The sequence below is a fragment of the Lysinibacillus fusiformis genome (assembly GCF_003049525.1).
Lineage (GTDB): Bacteria > Bacillota > Bacilli > Bacillales_A > Planococcaceae > Lysinibacillus > Lysinibacillus fusiformis.
Genome location: NZ_PYWL01000007.1, coordinates 153,203 through 177,044, shown reverse-complemented (window position 1 = coordinate 177,044; position 23,842 = coordinate 153,203). Strand labels below are relative to the sequence as shown.

Annotated in this window: 24 protein-coding genes; 3 read left to right on the top strand and 21 right to left on the bottom strand. The window is 37.0% G+C overall.

Annotation, left to right across the window (positions count from 1 at the left end; genetic code table 11):
* Positions 1 to 51 precede the first annotated feature (51 nt).
* Positions 52 to 288, top strand: a complete 237-nt coding sequence (locus C9J29_RS16480) for a YuzB family protein (protein ID WP_008178065.1) — start codon at positions 52 to 54, stop codon at positions 286 to 288.
* A gap of 80 nt (positions 289 to 368) precedes the next feature.
* Here the strand turns inward: C9J29_RS16480 and C9J29_RS16475 are convergent, their stop codons facing one another.
* Together C9J29_RS16475 and C9J29_RS16470 are read right to left on the bottom strand one after the other, a co-directional pair.
* On the bottom strand, positions 369 to 1,121 hold the full coding sequence (locus C9J29_RS16475) for a TIGR01457 family HAD-type hydrolase (protein ID WP_008178063.1): 753 nt from the start codon (positions 1,119 to 1,121) through the stop codon (positions 369 to 371).
* The gene (locus C9J29_RS16470) at positions 1,118 to 1,570 is read right to left on the bottom strand and encodes a DUF86 domain-containing protein (protein ID WP_036119960.1); all 453 of its coding nucleotides are present in this window, start codon (positions 1,568 to 1,570) and stop codon (positions 1,118 to 1,120) included. Before C9J29_RS16470 ends, C9J29_RS16475 begins: the two co-directional genes overlap by 4 nt.
* An 88-nt stretch (positions 1,571 to 1,658) precedes the next feature.
* On the opposite strand from C9J29_RS16470, the gene C9J29_RS16465 reads away from it, so the two are divergent.
* Positions 1,659 to 1,925 (top strand): DUF3055 domain-containing protein, encoded by a 267-nt coding sequence (locus C9J29_RS16465; RefSeq protein ID WP_008178058.1) that lies wholly within the window; start codon positions 1,659 to 1,661, stop codon positions 1,923 to 1,925.
* 123 nt (positions 1,926 to 2,048) lie between these two features.
* On the opposite strand, the gene C9J29_RS16460 is transcribed toward C9J29_RS16465, so the two are convergent.
* The 15 genes from C9J29_RS16460 to sufC form a co-directional block, all read right to left on the bottom strand.
* A complete protein-coding gene (locus tag C9J29_RS16460) occupies positions 2,049 to 2,231 on the bottom strand; it encodes a hypothetical protein (RefSeq protein ID WP_174804721.1) in 183 nt (60 codons plus the stop codon).
* Between the two features lie 62 nt (positions 2,232 to 2,293).
* Positions 2,294 to 2,821: a D-glycero-alpha-D-manno-heptose-1,7-bisphosphate 7-phosphatase gene (locus tag C9J29_RS16455; RefSeq protein WP_107922466.1), complete on the bottom strand. Its 528-nt coding sequence runs from the start codon at positions 2,819 to 2,821 to the stop codon at positions 2,294 to 2,296.
* A 110-nt stretch (positions 2,822 to 2,931) separates the two neighbouring features.
* Positions 2,932 to 3,282, bottom strand: coding sequence for a YutD family protein (locus C9J29_RS16450; RefSeq protein WP_008178052.1), 351 nt, complete (start codon positions 3,280 to 3,282; stop codon positions 2,932 to 2,934).
* Positions 3,283 to 3,314: 32 nt separating this feature from the next.
* Positions 3,315 to 4,232: a lipoyl synthase gene (gene lipA / locus C9J29_RS16445; protein ID WP_043990437.1), complete on the bottom strand. Its 918-nt coding sequence runs from the start codon at positions 4,230 to 4,232 to the stop codon at positions 3,315 to 3,317.
* Positions 4,233 to 4,338: 106 nt separating this feature from the next.
* Positions 4,339 to 5,136 (bottom strand): sporulation protein YunB, encoded by a 798-nt coding sequence (yunB, locus tag C9J29_RS16440; protein ID WP_008178049.1) that lies wholly within the window; start codon positions 5,134 to 5,136, stop codon positions 4,339 to 4,341.
* 23 nt (positions 5,137 to 5,159) lie between these two features.
* The gene (locus tag C9J29_RS16435; RefSeq protein ID WP_008178047.1) at positions 5,160 to 6,269 is read right to left on the bottom strand and encodes an HD-GYP domain-containing protein; all 1,110 of its coding nucleotides are present in this window, start codon (positions 6,267 to 6,269) and stop codon (positions 5,160 to 5,162) included.
* A gap of 36 nt (positions 6,270 to 6,305) precedes the next feature.
* A complete protein-coding gene (locus tag C9J29_RS16430; RefSeq protein ID WP_107922465.1) occupies positions 6,306 to 7,670 on the bottom strand; it encodes a bifunctional metallophosphatase/5'-nucleotidase in 1,365 nt (454 codons plus the stop codon).
* Positions 7,671 to 7,706: 36 nt separating this feature from the next.
* Positions 7,707 to 8,531, bottom strand: coding sequence for a sulfite exporter TauE/SafE family protein (locus tag C9J29_RS16425; protein ID WP_025116650.1), 825 nt, complete (start codon positions 8,529 to 8,531; stop codon positions 7,707 to 7,709).
* The gene (locus tag C9J29_RS16420; protein WP_090003324.1) at positions 8,531 to 9,388 is read right to left on the bottom strand and encodes a DUF72 domain-containing protein; all 858 of its coding nucleotides are present in this window, start codon (positions 9,386 to 9,388) and stop codon (positions 8,531 to 8,533) included. Before C9J29_RS16420 ends, C9J29_RS16425 begins: the two co-directional genes overlap by 1 nt.
* A 134-nt stretch (positions 9,389 to 9,522) precedes the next feature.
* A complete protein-coding gene (locus C9J29_RS16415; RefSeq protein ID WP_043990435.1) occupies positions 9,523 to 10,518 on the bottom strand; it encodes an ABC transporter substrate-binding protein in 996 nt (331 codons plus the stop codon).
* Between the two features lie 406 nt (positions 10,519 to 10,924).
* Complete coding sequence (gene sufB, locus C9J29_RS16410) at positions 10,925 to 12,322, bottom strand: Fe-S cluster assembly protein SufB (RefSeq protein WP_008178036.1); 1,398 nt, start codon at positions 12,320 to 12,322, stop codon at positions 10,925 to 10,927.
* Between the two features lie 99 nt (positions 12,323 to 12,421).
* Complete coding sequence (gene sufU, locus C9J29_RS16405) at positions 12,422 to 12,847, bottom strand: Fe-S cluster assembly sulfur transfer protein SufU (protein ID WP_008178033.1); 426 nt, start codon at positions 12,845 to 12,847, stop codon at positions 12,422 to 12,424.
* Positions 12,837 to 14,066 (bottom strand): cysteine desulfurase, encoded by a 1,230-nt coding sequence (locus C9J29_RS16400; protein WP_107922464.1) that lies wholly within the window; start codon positions 14,064 to 14,066, stop codon positions 12,837 to 12,839. Before C9J29_RS16400 ends, sufU begins: the two co-directional genes overlap by 11 nt.
* Positions 14,066 to 15,373 carry a Fe-S cluster assembly protein SufD gene (gene sufD, locus C9J29_RS16395; protein ID WP_107922463.1) on the bottom strand — a complete coding sequence of 436 codons (1,308 nt, stop codon included), beginning with the start codon at positions 15,371 to 15,373 and terminating at the stop codon, positions 14,066 to 14,068. Before sufD ends, C9J29_RS16400 begins: the two co-directional genes overlap by 1 nt.
* A gap of 18 nt (positions 15,374 to 15,391) precedes the next feature.
* Positions 15,392 to 16,171, bottom strand: a complete 780-nt coding sequence (gene sufC / locus C9J29_RS16390; RefSeq protein ID WP_043990434.1) for a Fe-S cluster assembly ATPase SufC — start codon at positions 16,169 to 16,171, stop codon at positions 15,392 to 15,394.
* A 522-nt stretch (positions 16,172 to 16,693) separates the two neighbouring features.
* Between sufC and C9J29_RS16385 the strand changes: the two genes are divergently transcribed.
* Positions 16,694 to 17,596 (top strand): glutamate biosynthesis transcriptional regulator GltC, encoded by a 903-nt coding sequence (locus C9J29_RS16385; RefSeq protein ID WP_090003326.1) that lies wholly within the window; start codon positions 16,694 to 16,696, stop codon positions 17,594 to 17,596.
* A gap of 103 nt (positions 17,597 to 17,699) precedes the next feature.
* Here C9J29_RS16385 and C9J29_RS16380 read toward each other — a convergent pair whose 3' ends face one another.
* From C9J29_RS16380 to C9J29_RS16365, 4 genes are read right to left on the bottom strand one after another with little or no spacing between them, the layout of a single operon-like run.
* Positions 17,700 to 18,761, bottom strand: a complete 1,062-nt coding sequence (locus C9J29_RS16380) for a glycosyl hydrolase family 18 protein (RefSeq protein WP_089986186.1) — start codon at positions 18,759 to 18,761, stop codon at positions 17,700 to 17,702.
* Between the two features lie 22 nt (positions 18,762 to 18,783).
* On the bottom strand, positions 18,784 to 20,535 hold the full coding sequence (locus C9J29_RS16375) for a polysaccharide deacetylase family protein (protein ID WP_107922462.1): 1,752 nt from the start codon (positions 20,533 to 20,535) through the stop codon (positions 18,784 to 18,786).
* Entirely contained in the window at positions 20,532 to 22,403 is a 1,872-nt protein-coding gene (locus C9J29_RS16370; protein ID WP_107922461.1) for a glycosyltransferase family 2 protein, read from the bottom strand. The genes C9J29_RS16375 and C9J29_RS16370 overlap by 4 nt, the downstream gene beginning before the upstream one ends.
* Positions 22,400 to 23,830 carry a polysaccharide deacetylase family protein gene (locus tag C9J29_RS16365; protein ID WP_237068863.1) on the bottom strand — a complete coding sequence of 477 codons (1,431 nt, stop codon included), beginning with the start codon at positions 23,828 to 23,830 and terminating at the stop codon, positions 22,400 to 22,402. Before C9J29_RS16365 ends, C9J29_RS16370 begins: the two co-directional genes overlap by 4 nt.
* Positions 23,831 to 23,842 lie beyond the last annotated feature (12 nt).

Below are 23,842 nucleotides of genomic sequence, written 5' to 3'. Positions count from 1 at the left end.
ATTGACGAAATTCGTAAAACCGAGTAGCATTACTTTGGTGAGGTGACATGGATGAATCCAATGGTTGAATTTTGTATTAGTAATTTAGCAAATGGCTCTCAAGCAACTTATGAAGTACTCGAACGCGATCCGAATATCGACGTTTTGGAATATGGCTGCCTCAGTTATTGTACAAAGTGCTCAGAATCTTTTTATGCTATTGTCAATGGTGAATTAGTAGAAGCTGATTCTCCAGAAGCGTTAACGAAAGCCATTTATCAGTTTATTGAAGAAAACCCTTTATGGTAGTTTGCTAAAACGCCTATATGAATAAATTTGAACAAAAAAAATGGATGTTATGCTAAAAAATCTGCATAACATCCTTTTATTTATTGTAACGCATCCACTATATATGTAGGTTGAAGTTCTTTCTCTTGTACAACCTTTGTGGGTGTAACGCCCGTATTCACATGGATTGTATCACAGCCAAAATTAATTCCGCACATGATGTCCGTATCATAATTATCACCAATCATAACCATGTCTTCTTTAGAAAAATGATGTTCTGTCGCAATTACTTCTAGGATAGCAGGTGATGGCTTCCCTATATAAATAGGATCAACGCCCGCAACCTCTCCTACTAAACGAGCAAAAGAACCATTTCCTGGTAAGAAACCATATTCTGTCGGGAACTTAATGTCCTGATTTGTGGCAATAAAGACTGCTCCTTTTTGAACAAATATTGTCGCTCTAGCAAGTGCCATATAATCAAGTGTTCGATCAATTCCCATGACAAATACATCTGCTTCATCTTCAACAGGCACAATATTTTCATCAAGTAATGCCTGACGAATACCATCAGACCCCATCATAGCTACTTTTTTACCTGTATAATGGAGTGCCACATACTTCGCTGTGACGGACGCACTTGAATAAATATGTTCTAATGGTGCACTAATCCCTATAGACATTAAAGCATCTTGCAGTTGTTCACGTGTTTTAGAAGAGTTATTTGTGACATAAAATGGCTCGATCCCTGCTTGTTGTAAGCGATGAATAAAAGCAACAGCAGAAGAAATCCCTTCCTTTCCACGATAAACAGTGCCGTCTAAATCAAAGCAATAGGCCTTATAATCTCTCATTGATGATCCTCTGGTAAAAAGGCAGAAACTGGACCTAGCTCATTTGTTAAATAACTATGGACTGCAGGCGAAAATTGCTTTAATGCCGATAAATTGGCTGTAAGTACGTGGACAACTTCATCGATATCTACCTCTATAAACTCGCGTACTAGCATTTTACGCAAGCCAACAACTGCTTTATATGGTGCCTCCATTTCAGCAACTACGACTTTTTCATCGACTAATATATCAATAATATCCTCGTAGCTTCCTGGGTCGCGCATTATGAAACCGTCAATCATTAAATTTCCTACATCCATCATTGACTCCATAATGTTGTGACCAATTCGCTCGATAGCTAATTTCTTTATATCATTTTGAGACCAGTTATTCTCTGTCTCCAAAATGGCTAATAGCCCATCTAAGTACTGTAAATTTTTTGTGATTTTATTACGATCTACAAAATACACAAGGAAAGCCCCCATTCAAATCTTTAAAAGTTGATAGTCTTTTCTCTTCTATAGTACCATAACTATAGGACTGGAAGGAGATTAAAAGATGGAACGTTTTTTTTTATATGATGATGTAGAAGATACAAAAACTCGCTTTGTTAGCTTTGCAGGAAAAAAACTGCGCTATGATTTAGCGATATTACAATCTGGCCGCTTCTTTGGGAAAGTGCTTGTCATGGATATACAATTTGGTCGATTTGCGATTATTGGCCCTGATGATGTAGAAGAGCCTGGCTACTTAGAACATGTATACAATCGTACAGAGGACGAAACCGAGGAACTTCGAGAATATTTACGTGAGCTATTGAACTAACACCCTTTTTACAGGGTGTTTTTTTGTAGGACATTATTATATTGCACGAGCATTTTTTGTGAATCAATCAAGATAAAAAAATTCCGCTCACCAGTTGGCTTTTGCGAAATCTTTTAAGATCGATTATTTATTGAGCGTGGATGGATTATCTTTATTATGTGGCTTGTCTTTATTTTCATTATTATTTTGCTTTTTCGCTTCGTTATTTTGACCAATCACGCCTAAATCATCTACACTAATATCAAAACCATATCCATATTCTTCACGATCTAGGGGCTTTTTATTGCGCTTATCCTTCGTCAACATCATCACCTCCACTCATAAATTATCCTTTTTTCAACGTTTTATACTTCTTGTAGCTTCTTTTCTCAAGCTGTTGCATCCTTTATTATCCACCGAGCAGCGCTCATCAAATCAGGAAAAATTGCATCTGCTAACGGGTCATCCTCGCCTAAAAACACGCCCTTTGTACCTGCTTGTTTTCCCGCTATAATATCTGTATCCGTATCACCCACCATATAGGATTTCGATAAATCAATATTATATTTTTTTCCTAAATCAATAATTAGTTTACTATTAGGTTTTCTACAGGCACAGCCTGACTTAGGCTTATGTGGACAATAAACTACTTCATGAATAATGGCACCGTTTTTCTTTAGCACCTTGACCATATGCTCATGTATTTTTTGCAAGCCTCTTTCACTCATAAAGCCTAAACCAACACCCCCTTGATTTGTCACAACAAAAATATAGTCAAAGTGTTTATTTAATTTGCGAATGGCTTCTGAAACTTGTGGTAAAAAGTATAAATCTCTAGGCTTATTAACAAATTTAACGCGTGTTGTTAATACTTCATTGATTACACCATCACGGTCTAAAAAGACGGCTCTTTTCATTTGTATCTCACCTTTAATTAGCTGTTTTGAGCTTTATTATTCCCCAATCATACAAAAGCTAATAAAAAAAAGAAAAAAACTTGATGCATATCGCATCAAGTTTCTTCCCTTTATTCTGCCAATGGTTCTTGGTCGTTTGGTTGCGCTGTTACTTCATTCGCATCCAACACCTCTGGCGGTTTCATAACTTTTCCTGTTTTACGTAAAACAAAATAAGCGCAGCCAAAATTGCAATACTCGTATAAATAATCTTGAAGCGTACTTATTTTCGTATCAAAAGTCGACTTTTGATTTTTATCATCAAAAAAGCCCTTTAAACGTAATTGGTTATAGCCCCAATCACCTACTATATAATCATATCTAGCCAATATATCGGAATACCTTTCCTGAAAAACTTCTTCCTGAAAGGCTTCACGAAAATCTTTTAATAGTTCATATTCCAATCCTTCAACTATGATCAAAGTGACACCACCCTCTTGTTCATCCTTGACGCTTAAAGCTCTGCTTGTAACTGACGTTCTTTTGTTGCAGCATTTACTTGTTCGTCAGCATGGTAACTACTACGTACAAGTGGGCCAGCTTCACAATGTTTAAAGCCTTTTTCCATAGCAATTTTTCGCAGTTTCCCAAACTCTATTGGTGAATAATATTTTTTAACTGCTAAATGCTTTTTCGTAGGCTGTAAATATTGACCAATCGTCATGATATCCACATTATTTGCTCGTAAATCATCCATTACCTCTAAAATTTCTTCATGAGTTTCTCCTAAACCAATCATTAAAGATGATTTCGTCGGAATATCTGGTTGCATTTCTTTAGCTAGACGAAGGAACTCCAAAGATCGCTCGTATTTTGCACGAGCACGTACTCTTGGTGTTAAACGACGCACGGTTTCAATATTATGATTTAGAATATCTGGCTTCGCATCCATTAACATTTGAAGATTTTCCTTCATACCACCTAAATCGGATGGTAATACTTCAACAGATGTGAAAGGACTTTTACGGCGAATAGCACGGACTGTTTCTGCTAATACTTCCGCTCCGCCATCTTTTAAATCGTCACGCGCTACCATAGTAATGACAACGTGCTTTAGGTTCATAATTGCTACTGAATCTGCAACACGTTCTGGCTCTGCCAAGTCTAATTCATTGGGTAACCCTGTTTTTACTGCACAAAATCGACAAGCACGTGTACAAACCGAACCAAGAATCATCATTGTAGCTGTACGTCTTTCTCCCCAGCATTCATGAATATTTGGACAGCGAGCCTCTTCACAAACCGTATGAAGATTTTTCTCACGCATTAGCTTCTTAAGACCTTTATATTCATCATTAGTGTTTAGTTTTATTTTTAGCCAGTCTGGTTTTCTTAAATGTTCTTCTTTACTTGTAGGTTTACAAGATGTCATACGGATATCGCCCCTATCAAAAATATGCATTTTTTATATTAACTATCTTCACTGTTGTCAATGTAACATAATAAATGAACTCCAACAACTATCACAGTAAACATTTCTATTTAAATGGCACAGGTATTTCAATGGATGGTTGAGGCGCATCACTACTATTGGTATAGATGTTCGGGACTGGACCTCTAGTTAACCCCATAGCTACAGGAATATCCTGTGCAACGGTTGAGGATTTACTTGCAAACGGAACAATAATTTGGACATTTACCTCTAAATGAATGCCCACTTCTACATACGCACTATTAATCCCAAATTCTTGAATGGATGAGGTGACATTACTATGGACATTTCCGATCACATGGAATCGTATAGGGATTTTTGGTCCTAAATTTCCGAGCAAAGGAATATTCGCGGCTTGCCCGAGCGGTACAAAAAAGACAATGCCATCGCCATCCTGAATTCTGTTAATATCATATTCAACATTATCTAATTCAGGCAAATGTGATAGCTCTCCTTGTTCTGCCTGCTCTAAATACATTTTTACAAGCTCTAATGTCTCCGCTCGTACACGATTAATAATTTCCGTATTAAACTTTGTCGTCATCATATCAGAACTACCTGGAGGAATATCTTCAATGATATCATTTACATCTAATACATTGGAGGTTCTTGAGTTAATGGCTTTACTTACTACATATGATGCAATTTTTGTAGTTTGTACCTCTGCATATTGCAAATAGGTGGGCATGAGCCGTTCATTTAAATAATAAATAAATAATATAAGACAAACAACCATACTAACAATTAAAATGGTTAATCGATTAAGACGTATTCCCCGTTTATTATAAGAGCGCAATTTCATCCTTTTTCGAGGGAAAAACAAAAAAATCTCCTCCTGTTCCATAACGTATGAACAGGAGGAGTATTTTATTCTACCTTTGCAGGAACCATATAATCCGTCTCAACATTTTCAATTAAAACATTTGGATAGTCCACTAAATTAATTTCATATGTAGCTGCGAGCAGTTGATTTTGCTCCTCAAAAATACGAATCCATGGTAATGCTGCATCCAATGGGTTTTGTCTAGATACAATGCCACGTCGACCATCTGATAATTTTAAGATAACGCCATTTGGATAATGAACGACAGCCCTTTTAAGCGCTTTTACGATGCGAGCATCATATAGCGTACCGGAGCCTGCCTCTACAATAGCTAGTCCTTGTGAAGGAAGCATTTTTTCACGATATACTCGATTCGTTGTAACCGCGTCAAAGACATCGGCTACGCCAATAATTTTGGCAAATGGGTGAATTTCAAAATCAACTAATCCTCGTGGGTAACCACTTCCATCAATACGCTCATGATGTTGAAAAGCGCAATGGGCCACTAGCAATGAAATAGAATGTAAATTGCGTAATAAATCAAAGCCATAGCGGGCGTGCATTTTCATCGCTTCAAATTCTTCATTAGTTAGACGACCTGGTTTTGTTAGGATATCTTTTGGTACCATTAGTTTACCTACATCATGTAGTAATGCACCAATCCCTACTAACCGTAAATCCTCAGCAGAGTAGCCGAGCTCTTTGGCGATGGCTATCGAGTAAAGTGTCACTTGGAAGGAGTGTTGATATAAATACTCATCAAATAAATAAGCATCTGTTAATATCGTTAATATTTCATCATTTCCAGTAACAGCAGAAAGTAGTTCATCTACAATCGAGACAATTGTCTTTGATTGTTGATCTAATATATAAGAGGCATTTACTGAATTTAAACCATCGATTGATTGAAATGAATCTTTAATTGTTGTAATGACTTTATTTCGCATCGCAGGTGGCACAGTTTCTTCTACTTCAATGCCCTCCGAAATATCATCGTCAATGTATAGGTAATGTGTATTTAACTGTTGAAGTCTCTGAATAATGCGGTCATTAATGATGACATCCTTCTTTAAAAGCGGATGCCCCGCCTCATTCCAAATGGTTCTGCCTAATACCATTCCTTCTTTTAATACATCGATTGAAATTAATCGCATGATTTCTTCCCCAATCTATTCTTTAAGCTAACGCTATTACTTAAAGAAACTTTGACCATAATCTATCATAATGTTCCGTAAAAATTCTGGTAATATATATTGCTTCTTTGCATATTTGAAACTTGGATAAAAATATCCAAAAGTAAACAAATCTAAAGTTACAAGTTTATAAATGTGATTATTATCTGCCAGCTTTCCATTAATTAATAACTGACGATTGTCGTTCATGGAAAAACCATATGTCAACATTTTTCCAAAAATTACACCTCTAAACCCTAATCCTTTTAATTCAATATAGGGCCATTCTTCATTTTTGGATTGCATATAAATTTCCTTTATTTCCGTAACGGATAATTCAATTGTACATAAATTAATAGGATGTGGAAAAATCCGATGCACATCTAATGCAGTCACATTTCCTTTTGGGAGGCCATCTAAAAAAATTCCTGCATTAAACAAGGCACAGTCAGCACCACTTTTTTCTAAAATAGCATGTGCAAATAAATCAGATAACTGTGAGTAGTGGAACCATTCCTTATTATAAGATTTTTCGGTCGTAAATACTGGTGTATCCAGTATTCTAATTCCTTCATCCTCTAGGGATTGTACAATTTGCTGTTCGTTTTGGATATTTGGCAAGTCCTTATTATGAATTAAAGTATCCTTTTTTTCAACAATTTTCCTCATTTTTTTATCATATTCGATAACAAGATGTCCTGTATATTGTCCAAATTTCCCGCCACCTGTCAATAAAACACCATTGACAAGTTTCCCTTCTGGCAAGACATGATGTGTATGAGAACCGAATATGACATCAATTTCTGGACATTCCTCCGCTAATAGCTCGTCTTCGGTTATCCCTAAATGTGAGAGGCATAAAACAATATCGACCTCTTTACGTAGTTGATGGGCTAAACGAAGAAGTGTGCTACGCGCTTCAACCAACTGCCAATTTAACGCCTCATAATACACGTCAAACATAGCCGTGGCTGCAATTATCCCTAGCTTCGTTCCCTTCTCTGTTGTAAGCACCACATAGGGCTTCAGCCAGGCTGGATTTCTCCCATTAACCGCATCAATATTACCTACGACGACATCAAAATTTGCATCATCATATAAATGAAAAAGCTCATTATGAGACAATGTAATGCCCTCATTGTTCCCAATTGTCACTACATCATATTCTGCCTCGTTCAGTAATTGTACATTCCCCTTACCGATTGTCGCTTCAGTATAAATATTAGAGCGATCTAAATGATCTCCCACATCAAACAAATAACTCGTTTCCCCTATTCTCGCTAGATTGTTGCGCTCCTCTTTCACATAGCTTTGCATTCGTGGCCAATACTTAAAATGACTATGCAAATCATTTGTGTGAAAAATATGGATTTTTTCAAGCATTAAAGCCACCTCATTTTCATTAGCTAGTCTAGCCGATTAAGCCAATATCCCTTCAACGATGGAACGAATTCCTAATAATAATAAAATAATTCGAAGAACCAGTACAAGCGTATCTGATTTAATTTTTTTATTTAACGCCGCACCAAGCTTCGCACCAATAAAGGCTCCTGGTATGACAGGAATTGTATAAAGCCATGGAACATGCCCCAAATATACATGGCTGGCCGTATTAACAAGAGACGTTAAAAACACTAAAAACATCGAAGTTGCTACTGCTACATGTGGGGGAAATAAGAACAAAATAATCATAGCCGGCACAATCATTGAGCCTCCACCTATACCAAATAGCCCCGAGGCAAAGCCCACCCCGAACGTAAATAAAATCGCAAACCAAATCGGATATCCGTAGACAAAGGTTTTCCCTTCGGCATCCGTAAATTCTTGTTGCAGACCATTTTTCACAAACCATTTTACAGGCTTCAATTTGTCGCGTACAAGTAAAATAATCGATAAAATAATAAGCAAAATACCAAAGTATAAATTGAAGGATGGTAAATCTAAACCTTTATTAACCCAAGCGCCCAAAATAGAGCCTGGAATACTGCCGATAAAAAATATATAGCCAGTTTTATAATCCACCGTTTTTGATTTCATATAGCTTAATGTGGAGGCAAGTCCTGTAAATATCATCATGACAACAGATAAACCAACTACTTTTTGTGGTGTTATATCTGGAATCATTCCAAGGTTTAAACCGATATATAAAGTTGCTGGCACTAATACCACGCCACCGCCTAGCCCAACTAATGAGCCAAGGAGACCGGAAAATAGTGCAATAATTATTAATAAAATAAACGCCATTATAATTCCCCTTCAAACATGTTTAATTGTTTAGGCGCTAACCCAACATCTTTAATATTCAAAACACCCTGTAATTCCTTTGCGTTTTTCGCTGCATGATTACCTGAATTGTTATTAAATAATATAAATAGTTCCTGCACCTCGGACTCAAGCTTCGTGATTTGCTGTCCAAGCTGCTGCAATTCTTCTTTATTATAGTCATATAAAAAGCGCACTTTGCGCCAATTTTCTGCATTCCCCGTGTTGCGCCAACCATGTATATTTCGCCCATGGATACGTACCAGTGCCTTATCTGCAGTCACTACAGGATGGAAGGGCACAGATCCTACACCAGCCTGTGGCTCATCACAAATCGTATGAATCAATTGATGCTCTCGTAAAAAGTCCATTGTTTGTTGTACTACATTATCTGCATACCATGTTTGATTGCGAAATTCGATAGCCACTTCGAAATCCTTTAGTTGTTGACGAATATACAATAAGTATTGAACATTTTTCGACTGACAATCAAACCACGGTGGAAACTGAGCTAAAACCATTCCTAGTTTCCCCAAACGTTTAAATTCATGGGCACATTCAATAAAAGCATTGAACATATCATTTTTGGATTCAAAAGGGATTTCTCCCCGCAAATGCCCCGTCATGCCCTGATAGGCCTTCACTATAAAACGAAAATTCTCCGGTGTATTCTCACACCATTTACGAACATTCTCTTTGGATGGTATGGCATAAAAGGAAGTATCTACTTCCACTGCTAAAAAATGACCTGTATAATCAAATAATTTATCCTTTGAAGTAGTCACTCCACTATAAAGTGAAGGGTGATCGCCCCATCCAGTTAATCCAACTACAATCATGTGACATCCTCCTCTATCTACAACATAATCATAGCATACAGTCTTCTCCTACAATTAAACATCATGTAAAAAATCTAGCTTTTTACAAAGAAAAAGCATGAGTCCTTATACAAATTGAACTCATGCCAAACAAGTTATTTATCAAGATTTTGTTGGATTGCTTCTAAAAAAGTAATACGACTAAACGCTGGGCCACCTTCCATTAGTGGGTTCACAACATTAACAAATACTTGCTCATTTTTAAAGGCATTGATATTTTGGATAATGGGATTCTTTTTAAAATCTTCTAACGCATTTGGAGCATCCGCATTTTCATCCGTTGAAAACTGTACAAATAAATAATCTGGATTCATATCCGCTAGTTGCTCAACAGAAATCGCTTCTTGTGATTTCGCCTTAGCGATTTCAGCAGGAACTTCTAAACCAAGCTCACCATATAAAACAGGGTTTAAAAATACCTCTTTTGGATAGACATAAGCTTGTCCCCCACGAATTCGAATGGCTGCTACTTTTTTGCCTTCTAGCTTTTCTGTTAAGCTAGATTTTGCCGCTTCAATATCCGCCTTATATGTAGATAATATTTTTTCTGCCTCTGCTTGCTTGCCTGTTAATTCAGCTAATAAGTTTAAATTAGATTCCCAATTCGTAGAGATATGCGAAACTAAAATGGTTGGAGCAATTTTCTCTAATTTACTTTGTACTTCCTCTGGAAATTTCGTTGAGCCTAAAATCACATCTGGATCTAATTCTAATATTTTTTCAAAGTTTGGCTTAATCTTCTCCCCAATCGACTCTGCCTTATCTGTAACAGCAGCGTACAACTCAGGGAATTTACCACCGACCGCAATCGCTCCTACTGGATGAACATCAAGTACAACCATATCTTCCATGGCCTCCATCGCACCCGTAACAACAATTCTTTCGACCTTATCTGGCACTTCATAGCTTTCTCCAAGATAATCAATGGTTCTTGTCCCATTTTCATTGCTAGAATCATCTTGTGTTTGTGCCACTTCCTCTTTCGTCGAATCTGTGGACGTATCCTCCTCCGTTGTTTTCTTCTCTCCGCATGCAGCGAGGATCAGCATAAATACCGCTATCATACTAATAAATAGAAACTTGTTTCTCATGTACTCAAACTTCCTTTCTCAATTGATATTGATTCTCATTATCATTTTAGTATGTCTCCTTATAAAAATCCACTATTATTTCAATATATTAAGAAAATTATTTTTCATACAAAACAAAAACCCTTGCCACAAACATAGTTGTGACAAGGGTTAATTAATACTTTATCCGGTAAAACCCGTTATAATACAGGGCTTAATAAGTTCCTAATCTGATGATTGAATAAAGCTTTGAACATTGCCCTCCCTAAAGGGATAAGTGAGGGCTTGGCTGCTTCTCTCCATTTTCTCAGCAATTACTCTCAGGTGCCCCTTGAATTTTATCGAAGGCTATAAAAGCATCCTCTACTTCCTCATAGAAAACGTAAAAAAGGAGCAGATATTAGAATCTGCCCCTTTTATTTTAATTTTACCCGATAGAACCTTCCATCTCAAACTTGATAAGACGGTTCATTTCTACTGCGTATTCCATTGGTAATTCTTTTGTGAATGGCTCGATGAAGCCCATTACGATCATTTCTGTCGCTTCTTCTTCAGAGATACCACGAGACATTAAATAGAATAATTGTTCTTCAGATACTTTTGAAACTTTAGCTTCATGCTCTAAAGAAACGTTATCATTCAGAATTTCGTTGTATGGAATAGTATCAGAAGTAGATTGGTTATCCATAATCAGCGTATCACATTCAATGTTGGCACGAGCACCGCTAGCTTTAGGACCGAAACGAACTTGTCCCATATACGTAACCTTACCACCTTGTTTAGCAATCGATTTAGAAACGATTGTAGAAGATGTGTTTGGTGCCATATGAATCATTTTTGCTCCAGCATGTTGATGTTGACCTTTACCTGCTAATGCAATAGATAATGTCATACCACGAGCACCTTCACCTTTTAGGATACATGCTGGGTATTTCATTGTTAATTTAGAACCAATGTTACCATCAATCCATTCCATTGTACCGTTTTCTTCAACAACTGTACGTTTCGTTACAAGATTGTATACGTTGTTTGCCCAGTTTTGAATCGTTGTATAACGGCAGTAGGCATCTTTACGAACAACAATTTCTACAACAGCTGAGTGTAAAGAGTTTGTTGTGTAAACAGGGGCTGTACAACCTTCAACATAGTGTACATGCGCGCCTTCATCCACAATAATTAGCGTACGTTCGAATTGTCCCATATTCTCAGAGTTAATGCGGAAGTAAGCTTGTAAAGGTGTTTCAACTTTAACACCTGGTGGTACATAAATAAATGATCCACCTGACCATACAGCTGAGTTCAATGCCGCAAATTTATTATCTGTGTACGGGATTACTTTACCCCAATATTGTTTGAAAATATCTTCGTTTTCGCGTAATGCTGAGTCTGTATCTTTAAACACAATACCAAGATCTTCAAGGTCTTGCTTCATGTTGTGATAAACTACCTCTGACTCATATTGTGCAGATACACCCGCAAGATATTTTTGTTCTGCTTCCGGAATCCCTAATTTATCAAAAGTAGCTTTGATTTCGTCAGGTACTTCATCCCATGATTTTTGTGTAGCTTCTGATGGTTTTACATAGTACGTAATTTCATCAAAGTCTAAATCACCAAGATCGCCACCCCATTGTGGCATTGGTTTTGCATAAAATGTTTCAAGTGCTTTTAAGCGGTACTCTAGCATCCACTCTGGCTCTTGTTTCATATTTGAAATTTCACGGACGATTTCTTCAGTTAAACCACGTTTTGAACGGAAAATTGATACGTCCTTGTCATGGAAACCGTATTTGTAATCGCCGATATCAGGCATTTTTTTAGCCATCGTTTATCCTCCGTTCATTGAGATGTATTTTTCAAGGTATTCGACCCTTGCCTTGAGTGAAAGTATGTCACTTTCACCCAGCCGACAAGGCAGTATGATTTATTTCACACCTTTTTCCATTGCTTTCCAAGCTAATGTTGCACATTTAATACGAGCAGGGAATTGTGAGACACCTTGCAGTGCTTCAACATCCTCTAGGTCATATTTATCGCTATACTCTTCACCCATCATCATTTTAGAAAAAATATCAGCAAGCTCTAAAGCTTCATCTACCTTTTTCCCTTTAATCAGTTGAGTCATCATGGAAGCAGAGGACATAGAAATTGAACAGCCTTCACCATCAAATTTGGCATCCTCTACAATACCGTCAGTCACTTTTAATGTTAAGTGAATACGGTCTCCACATGTCGGATTGTTCATATCAATCGTTACAGCTTCACCTTCTAAAGCACCCTTATTACGAGGATTTTTATAGTGATCCATAATGACTGAACGATATAGTTGATCTAAATTATTAAAAGACATCGCCAAAATACTCCTTCGCAGAACGTAACCCTGCAACAAGACGGTCAATATCCTCCTCTGTATTGTACAGATAGAAGCTTGCACGCGCTGTCGCTACTTGCTGAAGACATTTCATTAGTGGTTGTGCACAGTGATGACCAGCACGAATAGCAATACCATTCATATCAAGCACTGTTGCCACATCATGTGGATGGACATCATCTAAGTTAAATGTCACAAGTCCACAACGTTTCATTGGGTCACGTGGGCCGAAAATTTTTAAACCGTCAATGGTTTCAAGCTGATCCATTGCGTAGCCAACAAGCTTATGCTCATGCTTTGCAATATTATCTAGCCCAATCTCAGTTAAGAAATCAATAGCGGCACCTAATCCTATTGCACCTGCAATAATAGGCGTTCCACCTTCAAATTTCCACGGTAATTCCTTCCACGTTGAATCATATAACCCAACAAAATCGATCATTTCGCCACCAAATTCAATTGGCTCCATCTTTTCAAGGTGTTCCTTTTTACCATATAGTACACCTATTCCAGTAGGACCGCACATTTTATGCCCAGAGAACCCTAAGAAATCTACATCCAAATCTTGGACATCAATTTTCATATGCGGAGCAGCTTGAGCTCCATCAGCCACCATAACAGCACCATTAGCATGTGCAATTTGCGCAATTTCTTTAATTGGATTAATAGTTCCAAGTACGTTTGATGCCATTGACACCGACACGATTTTTGTTTGCGGTGTAATCGTCTCACGTACTTTTTCTAAACTAATCGTTCCATCAGCTTCTAGCTCAATGTATTTTAATGTCGCCTTTTTTTCTTTGGCTAACTGCTGCCAAGGAATAATATTGGAGTGATGTTCCATTTGAGTAATGACAATTTCATCACCCTCAGCAACATTTGCACGTCCATAGCTGGATGCTACTGTATTTAATGCTGTCGTTGTTCCACGAGTAAAAATAATTTCTTGTGTTGATTGAGCATTAATAAACTTACGAACCTTTTCACGCGCACCTTCATATTTATCTGTAGCACGGTTTCCTAATGTATGCACACCACGGTGAACATTGGAATTATCAAATTCATAATAGGCTTTAATTGCTTCAATTACTTGAACAGGTTTTTGAGACGTCGCTGCACTATCAAGATACGCAAGTCTATGACCATTTACATCCTGATTTAAAATTGGGAAATAGCTTTTAATGTCTTTTTTCATCATTAGCGAACTTTCCTTTCAATAACCTCCGTCAGTTGCTTTTGAACGCCCTCAATTGGTAATTGCGTAACAACTGGCGCAAGGAATCCATGGATAACAAGGCGCTCTGCTTCTGCTTTCGAGATACCACGGCTCATTAAATAGTAAAGCTGTAATGGATCTACTCGACCAACAGATGCTGCGTGTCCTGCTGTTACATCATCTTCATCAATTAATAAAATTGGGTTTGCATCCCCACGAGCTTTTTCAGAAAGCATTAATACACGTGATTCTTGTTGTGCATCTGCTTTCGTTGCACCATGTTCGATATAGCCAATACCATTAAAGATAGATTGAGCTGCATCTTTCATGACACCATGTTTTAAGATATGCCCGTTTGAGTTTTTACCCCAGTGACGAACCTCTGTAGTGAAGTTAAGTTTTTGTTCTCCACGACCAACAACTACTGTTTTTGTATCTGCATGAGAACCGTCACCAATTAGATGAGTAATATTTTCTGAGATTGTATCTGAGTCATTCATTAAACCAAGAGCCCAATCTACTTTTGCGTCACGCGCTAAGCGTCCACGACGGTTTACATATGTCGTAAAGCCTTTTGCAAGCACATCCACTGCTCCATATGTTACTTGCGCATTATCTTGGACAACTACTTCCGCAATAATATTTGCTTGGCCTTTTGCTTCTTCAACCGTTGAAATATATGTTTCCACGTATGTTACAGCAGAATTTGCTTCTGCCACTACTAGTACATGGTTGTATAATGATGCATCAGCATTATCGTTTAAGAAAACAACTTGAAGTGGTTGCTCAATGACTACATTTTTTGGTACGTAAACAAATACGCCACCGTTAACAAGTGCTGTATGAAGCGCTGTTAACTTATGCTCATCCACTTTAACAGCTTCAGTCATAAAGTATTTTTGAACAAGCTCACCATGTTCACGAACTGCTGTGAAAATATCTGTAAAAATAACACCCTTATCAGCAAGCTCTTGTGATGTTTTAATGTAAGCTGGTGTATTATTGCGTTGAATATAAAGGTTTCCTTGCGCTTCAAGGTCAATTAATCCTTTTGCTTCTTCAGGTAAAGCATCCAATGATGGATATGCCTCACTATGAACTGTAAATGCTGGGAAGTTCATGAAATCCCATTTCGTAATATTAGTTCTATCTGGTTTTGGCAAATCTAAACCAGTTACTTTGTCTAGTGCTGCCGCGCGAAGCTCAGTAAACCAAGTTGGTTCACCATTTGCTTCTGAGAACGAGCGCACGTCCTGTACTGTTACAGGCAAGTTAAGTTCCACTGTCATGCTAGTTCGTCCTCCCTCTTATGCTTCTTGTTCCTCTGTTTCTTCTTCAATACCTAATTCTTTTTTGATCCAGTCATAACCTTCTGCTTCTAAGCGTTGTGCAAGCTCTGCACCACCTGATTTCACAACACGTCCTTGCATCATTACGTGTACATGGTCTGGTGTAATGTAGTTAAGAAGACGTTGATAGTGCGTAATCATTAAGCAGCCAAAGCCTTCACCGCGCATTGCGTTGATACCTTTAGATACTACTTTAAGTGCATCAATATCAAGACCAGAGTCAATTTCGTCTAAAATAGCGATCGTTGGTTTAATCATCATTAATTGAAGAATTTCATTACGTTTTTTCTCACCGCCAGAGAAACCTTCATTTAAATAACGTTGTGCCATATCTTCGTTCATTTCTAGGAATTCCATGCTTTTATCTAATTCACGGATAAATTTCATTAATGAAATTTCATCGCCCTCTTCACGGCGAGCATTGATAGCTGAGCGTAAGAAATCAGCATTTGTAACACCAGCAATTTCAGAAGGATATTGCATAGCTAGGAATAAACCAGCTTGAGCACGCTCGTCTACTTCCATCTCAAGTACATCTTCGCCATCAAGCTCAACAGTACCTGAAGTAACTTCATATTTAGGGTGACCCATAATAGCAGAAGCTAGTGTTGATTTACCAGTCCCGTTTGGTCCCATGATTGCGTGAATTTCGTTTGTATTAATTGTAAGATTTACGCCTTTTAAAATCTCTTTCCCGTCGATAGCAACGTGAAGATCTTTAATAACTAAAGTTGACATGAAAATACCTCCATAGTGTTCAGTGAATGGGTCGACCATTCCTTAATTATCATCATTCTAATCTTAACTGAAAATCGTTCTCTATGCAAACCATTTCAATTACTTTCCTTCTCCTCAAATAAAATCTTGAAAAATAAAGGCTTTGTAAGCATTTTCAGATTATTACTATTTGGAATAGATATTGAGAATAGACTTTCTTCATTTTCAATGAATTATCCCTAATTGAGAATTGATTTCATCTAGCTACATAGTGGAAACCTCGTGAAAAGGGTTAATTGTAGAGGTTTTGTGACAAATTTGCATAAACAACCATAACTATACTATAACCTATTTCATTAAAATGGAATCAATTAAAATGAAGATATTTTCAAGGTAATCTCTTTTACACTCAATAAAATTCTATCGTACGAGATTACTGAATACTTAAACTTTTTTCTGTATTTACAGTCACTTTTTATCTTCAATACTATATAATTGAGCTATAATCAATCTTATTTTTAGATTAATAGAGGTGAAATGTTAGTGGAGTTACGTCAATTACGCTATTTTGTGGAGGTTGCTGAACGCGAGCATATTTCAGAAGCCGCTGAGCATCTTCACGTAGCCCAATCAGCCATTAGTCGGCAAATCGCAAATCTTGAAGATGAATTAGGTACTCCGTTATTTGAACGAGTAGGTCGTAATGTGAAATTAACCCCTATTGGGAAGACATTTCTTGAACATACCATTACAGCATTGAAGGCCATTGATTTTGCTGCCAAACAAGTAGAAGAATATCTTGATCCTGCTAAGGGCTCTATTAAGATTGGCTTTCCAACAAGCTTGGCTAGCTATGTACTTCCAACCGTTATCTCAGCCTTTAAACGTGAGCATCCGAATTTACAATTTCATCTACGACAAGGTTCTTACCGATTTTTAATTGATGCTGTCAAAAATCGAGAGTTAAACCTTGCCTTTTTAGGTCCGCTTCCTCCTAAAGATGAGTCTATTGAGTCGACTATATTGTTTACAGAAAATATTGCAGCTCTTCTCCCTGCCAATCATCCATTGGCGAAAAGAGAGAGTATCCAGCTTGCAGAATTGAGAAATGATCTATTTGTGTTATTCCCAGATGGCTATATATTGCATAAAGTGGCTATGGATGCCTGTCGTGCTGCAGGATTTTTGCCTAATATTATTTCAGAGGGTGAAGATTTGGATGCACTTAAAGGCTTGGTAGCAGCTGGAATAGGTGTTAGTCTGTTACCAGAAAGCTCACTTTATGATTCTGCTGCTCGCTTTACTGTAAAGGTGCCCATCGAATCACCCTCCATCCCAAGGACAGTTGGCATTATTTCTCCAGTCAATCGAGAAATCGCTCCATCAGAAACCATTTTTCTAAATTTCGTCAAAGGTTTCTTTTCACGTCTGTCCCAATTTCAATAAAAAAATCGCCTTGATGGGGGATTCAAACTGTAGACAAAAGCCATCGAGATGTTTGATATAATCTCGATGGCTTTCGTTGAAATTCTCATTATTGGTGATTTTTTTAGGGCGACGAGCGCTCTCCAGTTTCTTGCTCATTAATCCACTGTAATGTTTTGACACCTAATCCACCTGCACGCCACAACACTACATCATGATAGCTCTTCCTTTGGACATATTTGACCCATTTTTCAAGTGTTTCCTGATCGGCATACCAAACCTCATGACTAATATTACTAGAATCTGTATACGTAAAATAAACAGCTCCACTTGCTTTATCGCGTTTTTTGTTTGCGTTTGTTTCAGCTAACACTTTTTCAGCCTCAAGCTCCGTTAATGCAACCGTATTCCCTTGAGCTACCCAATCGAAACCACCCGTGGCAAAGGCGATGGCTAATTTTTGATTGGATTTCTTGATTTTTTTTATTAAATCATTGAGGAAGGTAAAAGTAGCCTTCGCACCTGGTCCACTATGATAACCATGTACATTATAGGCCATTACCGTATAGCTAGGCCCATTTGGTAGCTTCATATCAAATGGAAAGCTAGGCTCTAGCACGACATGCAGTGTAACATTCCTTTTGGCAAGCTCTCGGTAAAGCTCCTTTAAAAATTGAACATATTTTGATAGGTCCTCTTTAGCTATCTTTTCATAATCAATTTCGATGCCATCCGGTTGGTATTGTTCAACTACCTGCAAAATATTATGGATATGCTTTTTCCTTGCTGCAGAATCCTGTAATAGCCTATGCAAAAGTGTGCTATCCTTTTGAACAGATGAAGCATTATCTGTCACATAATCATTAATAAGCGTTAGGATTACACGATGTGATTCATTGTATTGCTGCTGTGTCTGTTGCAACATATCGACTGCATTATCCGTTAGCAACAATTCATCTTGATCATTAAAATACGCACCGAAAACACGTATATCTTGTAATCCTTGTTGAGAATTTTGAACATCTTCTAAGGCTAATTGATTTTGCCATTCAGGTAACCACATAGATAAACGGAGCTTTGCTTTATCTTTTAATTCTTCCTTTGCTATAGCCGGTGGTTCTTTACTATTACTACAAGCAGTGATAAAAATCAGGGCTATACAGATAAATAATATAAAATTTTTCACTTGTTTTAAATTTCACCCCAACTTAGAAGGTTTCAATAAAGAAATCCACAACATGATTAAACAATGTTGTACTTTTATACTTAACCTTCTCGAAATTCGTATATTGGTTTGTAAAAATGGTTTGATCTTTTCTATCTGTAATTAAAATATCTTCAATTAATGTATCGTATATATCATCTGCATACTGTTCATGGGACGTATCTTTATGACTAAACATCGCCCCAAATCCTATTTGTGATCCATGAAGGCTAGGATTTATTTGAATAGTTTCAGATAATATATTATCTACATCTATGTTTATTTTATCCTTATTTACTGCAATGTTAAATACTCTATTTTTTGTTAAGTTTCTTGGGTATTCTTCTTCAACAATCCGTGATCCCTTTTGGGTATCCTGATACGTATAGACGGTCGCCTTATTAAATGCATACTCCTCTTCATTCCACTTAATCTCATTCAATGGAAAACGAGCCTTTTCCACAATGTCTGAAGCTGGTAATTTTTCACTTACTACAAGCTCATTATCGATTAAGGCAATGCGTAAATAGCTATTTGTTTTATCATCATAATTGACGTAGAACGCTTGTTCACCAACAACATTCCCTTTAAATGTAAAATTCGCATTATATTGTTGTGGCATTGTTTCCTTTAAAAGAATCCTACCTTCACTAGAAGGAGCTGATGTTAATATGACTTTATTCTGATCAAATTCTGCCGCCCCATTAACTGTATGCCATTTTTGAGCTACTGCAGGATCTCCTATTTTAAACTCTACATTTTGATTGCTAGCCTGTCTGATCTTCATCATTACATGATTGGTTGACCAATAGGGGGATACTTGTAATCGATTCAAGTTATATAGATCGCTATCTTTATCATTATAGGCACTCAATTCTAAATTAAAGTGCATAAGAAACTTGTCTTTAATTTCCTTGTCATTGGCACTCTGCACCAGTGGGTCCATATTGTTATACAATGAATTAGCATGCATAATGGCATACGCTTTTGGAACTTTCCCAAACTCTTGCTGATAGATATCCTGCATAAGCTTGTAATCTTTCTTAATTCGAATTTCCATCTCTTGTCGAGTTTCACTTGGAATCATATATTGATTACGAATAAAATCCATTAAATAGTGGTTATAATATTCGATTGTTGTTTTATTTGGTATATTATTTTCATCAATCATTCCTAAGGACTGCCCTTTATCATTAAAAATATTAATATAGGTTAGTCGGTACCCATTAGAGCCTAATTCCCAATAGCCGCTTTTCTCCATCAACTTCAAATCTTTTGGCTTTAAAAATTTATGATAACGGGTATCCATTTTATTGGCATACGTAAACATCGTAGCCTTGTAATTTAATTTCTCCATAATATTTTGTGCGAAAATACTAGAATCCGTACGTCCATCCTCAAATGATAAAAACAATGCTTTTTCAGGTAATGGTTTGTTCTTTTGATAAAAATCCAATATATCCTGTTGTGTAATCGTTTGATAGCCTTGTTTTTCAAGCAATGTTAATTGTTCTTCTAAATTCTTCTTTGACACATATTTAGGGGAGTCATTTCTACTCACCCCAAAATAGGAAAGTGCTATAAATCCTTCTTTATTGTTTAATGGTACCGCCTCAGCAAATCTCTTGTCTGTCAGAAAAACGGCTTTAATTAACACGACTGCTAAAAGGACAACAACGATTAATTGTAGGATCGAACGTATAATTTTCCTTCGATTTTTTTTAGCTGGCTGTAAAATTACATTTTTCTCTTTCATTCCTTCTCACCCATTTTTCTAATTTTCAACATTGAAAATCGGGATTTTCGTAATTTTTGCTTTTCTATTTTCTTTTCTTTTGCCAAAACGTCTTGTGGTGTTTCCCTTGTTCCCCATGTTGATTTCCAAAATGTTACCCATGCAACTGGCATTTGCCAGAGTAAAATAAATTCATAATAAAGAACGAAGATAAACCCGAATAACCATAATTTACTTTTTCTAAAGAATAGATGAGCCAAACTCATTAGCATGGCCATTAAAAGTAAGCCTAATAAAAAGGTAGTCGGAAACACGCCATACATAATCGGCACATAGATTAAGTTGTAAACGACGACAATGGGTGCTGCAATTGGCACAATTAAACCTATGATGAAGAAAAGGAACATGAAGGGTTCTTTTTTCCACATAAATAAAAATGCTCGTAAAGATTCTCTTAACCAAGAACGTTTCCATCTCATTTGCTGAGATAAAAAAACCTTTGTGTCAGAGGGGACGATCGTCGAACAAATTGCATTATCCTGATAACCTGTTCGATGAGTTTTCAAAATATAGTTTGTCATACTACGATCATCACCAAATGTAGCAGGCTGCCCAAGAAATTTTTGATTGAGCCATGCTGTTTCATTTTTTAAAATTAGTTCTTTTCGATAACAAGCTAAAGGTCCCGATAAGCATGTCACCGTATCAAACCAAGATTCAGCCGCTTTCATAATACGGAAGGCAATATAATAACGCACTGTCTGTAGTTTTGTCAGAGCATTTGTAAATTTATTTTCTACCTCTGTCCGACCAGCTACTCCACCCATTTTAGGATCTTGGAAAGGCTGTACTAAATTGCGGATTGCATGTGGCTCCAAAAAACTATCTGAGTCCACAAAAACCACTAAATCATGTTTTGCTTGATGAACACCGGCTACCAGTGCTTCACGTTTTCCACCATTTTGAGGGAGCTTAGAAAACTTTAAGCGATCAGTCGTTTTAAAACGCCCACCCTCAAAATGAATAAGATCAATCATTTCCTTAGCTTTTTCCTCCGTCCCATCCGTAGAGCAATCATCCACGACAATCACTTCTAACTTATCTACAGGATAGTACTGATTAATACAGCTTGAAATCGTTCGATGTATCCATTCTTCCTCGTTAAACACAGGGATAATTATGGATACACCGGGCTCATAGTGAGGATTGATTGGTACATTTTTATAGAAAATACCAAATATGTATCTACTTAATAGAAACGTTGCCGCTATAATACTATAAAGGTATAAAAATTTATTAAACCTAAAATAAATAACACTTTCTGCTCTCATCAACATGACAATAAGAGTGACCACCAGTAAAAATAAACTCGCCATAAAAACAGAAATGCCCCACCGCTTTTTTACCATATATTCATTTAGAGGTTGGAGAAATTCACAAGCAAAGTAATACAGCGTTTGACCATCCACCTCTTTGGTAAAATGTCGTACCACCTTTGCCCTTAACTTTACTTTAGCCTCATAACCCTCGGGCATTGCGCCCCCTGGAATTGTAAAATTCATTTCTAAAATTTCATCTATTAATAATTGGTGAGGCTGTTGAGAATATACAAGGATTCCCGTAACTGAAATATCTTCCGCATAGTATTTGTCTGAACTGGTTTTACGTCTTGCTCTTCTCACCATTACCTCAAAATGAGTTTCATAGCGTAAGCTAAGCTGTTGGAGACGATATATTTCATTGACATCTGTCGCATCAATTTCTTCTTTCTGATAAGATGCACCTCGACGATTGACAAGGTTCCGGACATTTTCGGGATCAGGAATATTTGATAGAATCCGACGATCCGAGCGCGGTACTGTTAAAACCTCTTTTTTCGTTTTTATCATTTATTCACATCCCCATTTGCATCTTCTTCTATCCAAGTTGACATTTTACTAAAGCTATAACCATCCTGCTGCAACTTTTCAATAATTAATGGAAGTGCTTCGACTGTTTTCGTACCATCTAAGATGTGCATGACAATGACCTTACCTGGTGCCGCTCTAGATATAACCCGATCGTAAATATCCTGAGCACTGTAATCTAAATTCCAGTCAAAGGATGCAATATCATACATGGCAATGGTTTTAATTCCAGCAGCGGTAATCACTTTGGCAGTACGTTCATCCATAATTCCCTGTGCTGGTCTAAAATAAAGTATCGGTGGTTCCTGTAGCGCATAAGTAAGAGCTTTATGGGCCTTCACTAAATCATCCTGTATTTCCTCTGGCGTCATTTTAGTTACATCTAAATGGTAATAAGAGTGACTTGCTACTTCATGACCTTCCTCTAGTATTAACTTTGCCAATTGAGGATTTTTCTCCACTCCACTACCGATTAAGAAAAATGTACTTTTAATGTTATATTTTTTTAAAACTTCTAAAACATCCTTCACTTGCTGTTCATGTGCCCAGTCATCAAAGGTAATGGCCATTTCTTTTTTAGATGTCTCTTTTCGATAATATAAATGTGGTTCGATATTTTCATAATTTAAATTAGGTTTGATGGCATCATAACCTGCTATTTCTTCTAATGACTTTGTTAAATAACGGTTATCTAACACATCACTTAAAGTAGTAATTGTATAATCATGCTCTTCTGCTAATTGTGCTAGTAAAGGGATGGTATCTATAATGGCAGGATTAATATACGTATTGAGGTGAATAATAGAGCCTCTATCAATATATTTGCCTATATAATCGACCAATTCTTGGGCACCTTGCATTTTTCGATCCAGTGGATTAATAGATAATCCTATCACTGCATTCATGTCCAAAGCAGCAGCCGCTAAGCGCATATTATCTGTAATATCACCGGAACGGCTTCGAACATATTTCGGCTTATATCCTAAATGCTCTTCAAATATTTGATTCGTTAAATAAATCTCCTCATACGTTTGATCATAGTCTAAAGCTGTGACATCTGGAAATGACAATGTACCGTTTTGCACTTCATGACCTCTTTTTAAAATGTCTCGAACAAGCTCTGGCTCCTGTGCCACACGTAGCCCCTCTAAAAAGAAGGTAGCTTTCATATTAGATTCATCTAATTTCTTCAGCAGTAGCTCCATTGTTTGATTATCCGCAAAGCCATTAAATGTTAGAGCCACTTTTGGCTTAATAATATCGGCATGGCTGATTGAATCACTCATCGTACCATCCGTTTCCTTAATCTCTATAGTAGAATCAATTGGTTGAATCGTTTTTTGAGGAGTGGATTGACATCCTGCTAAGAACATCAGGAGTAGAAGCCCACATATTTTTAGCTGTTTCATGTCCCATGAACT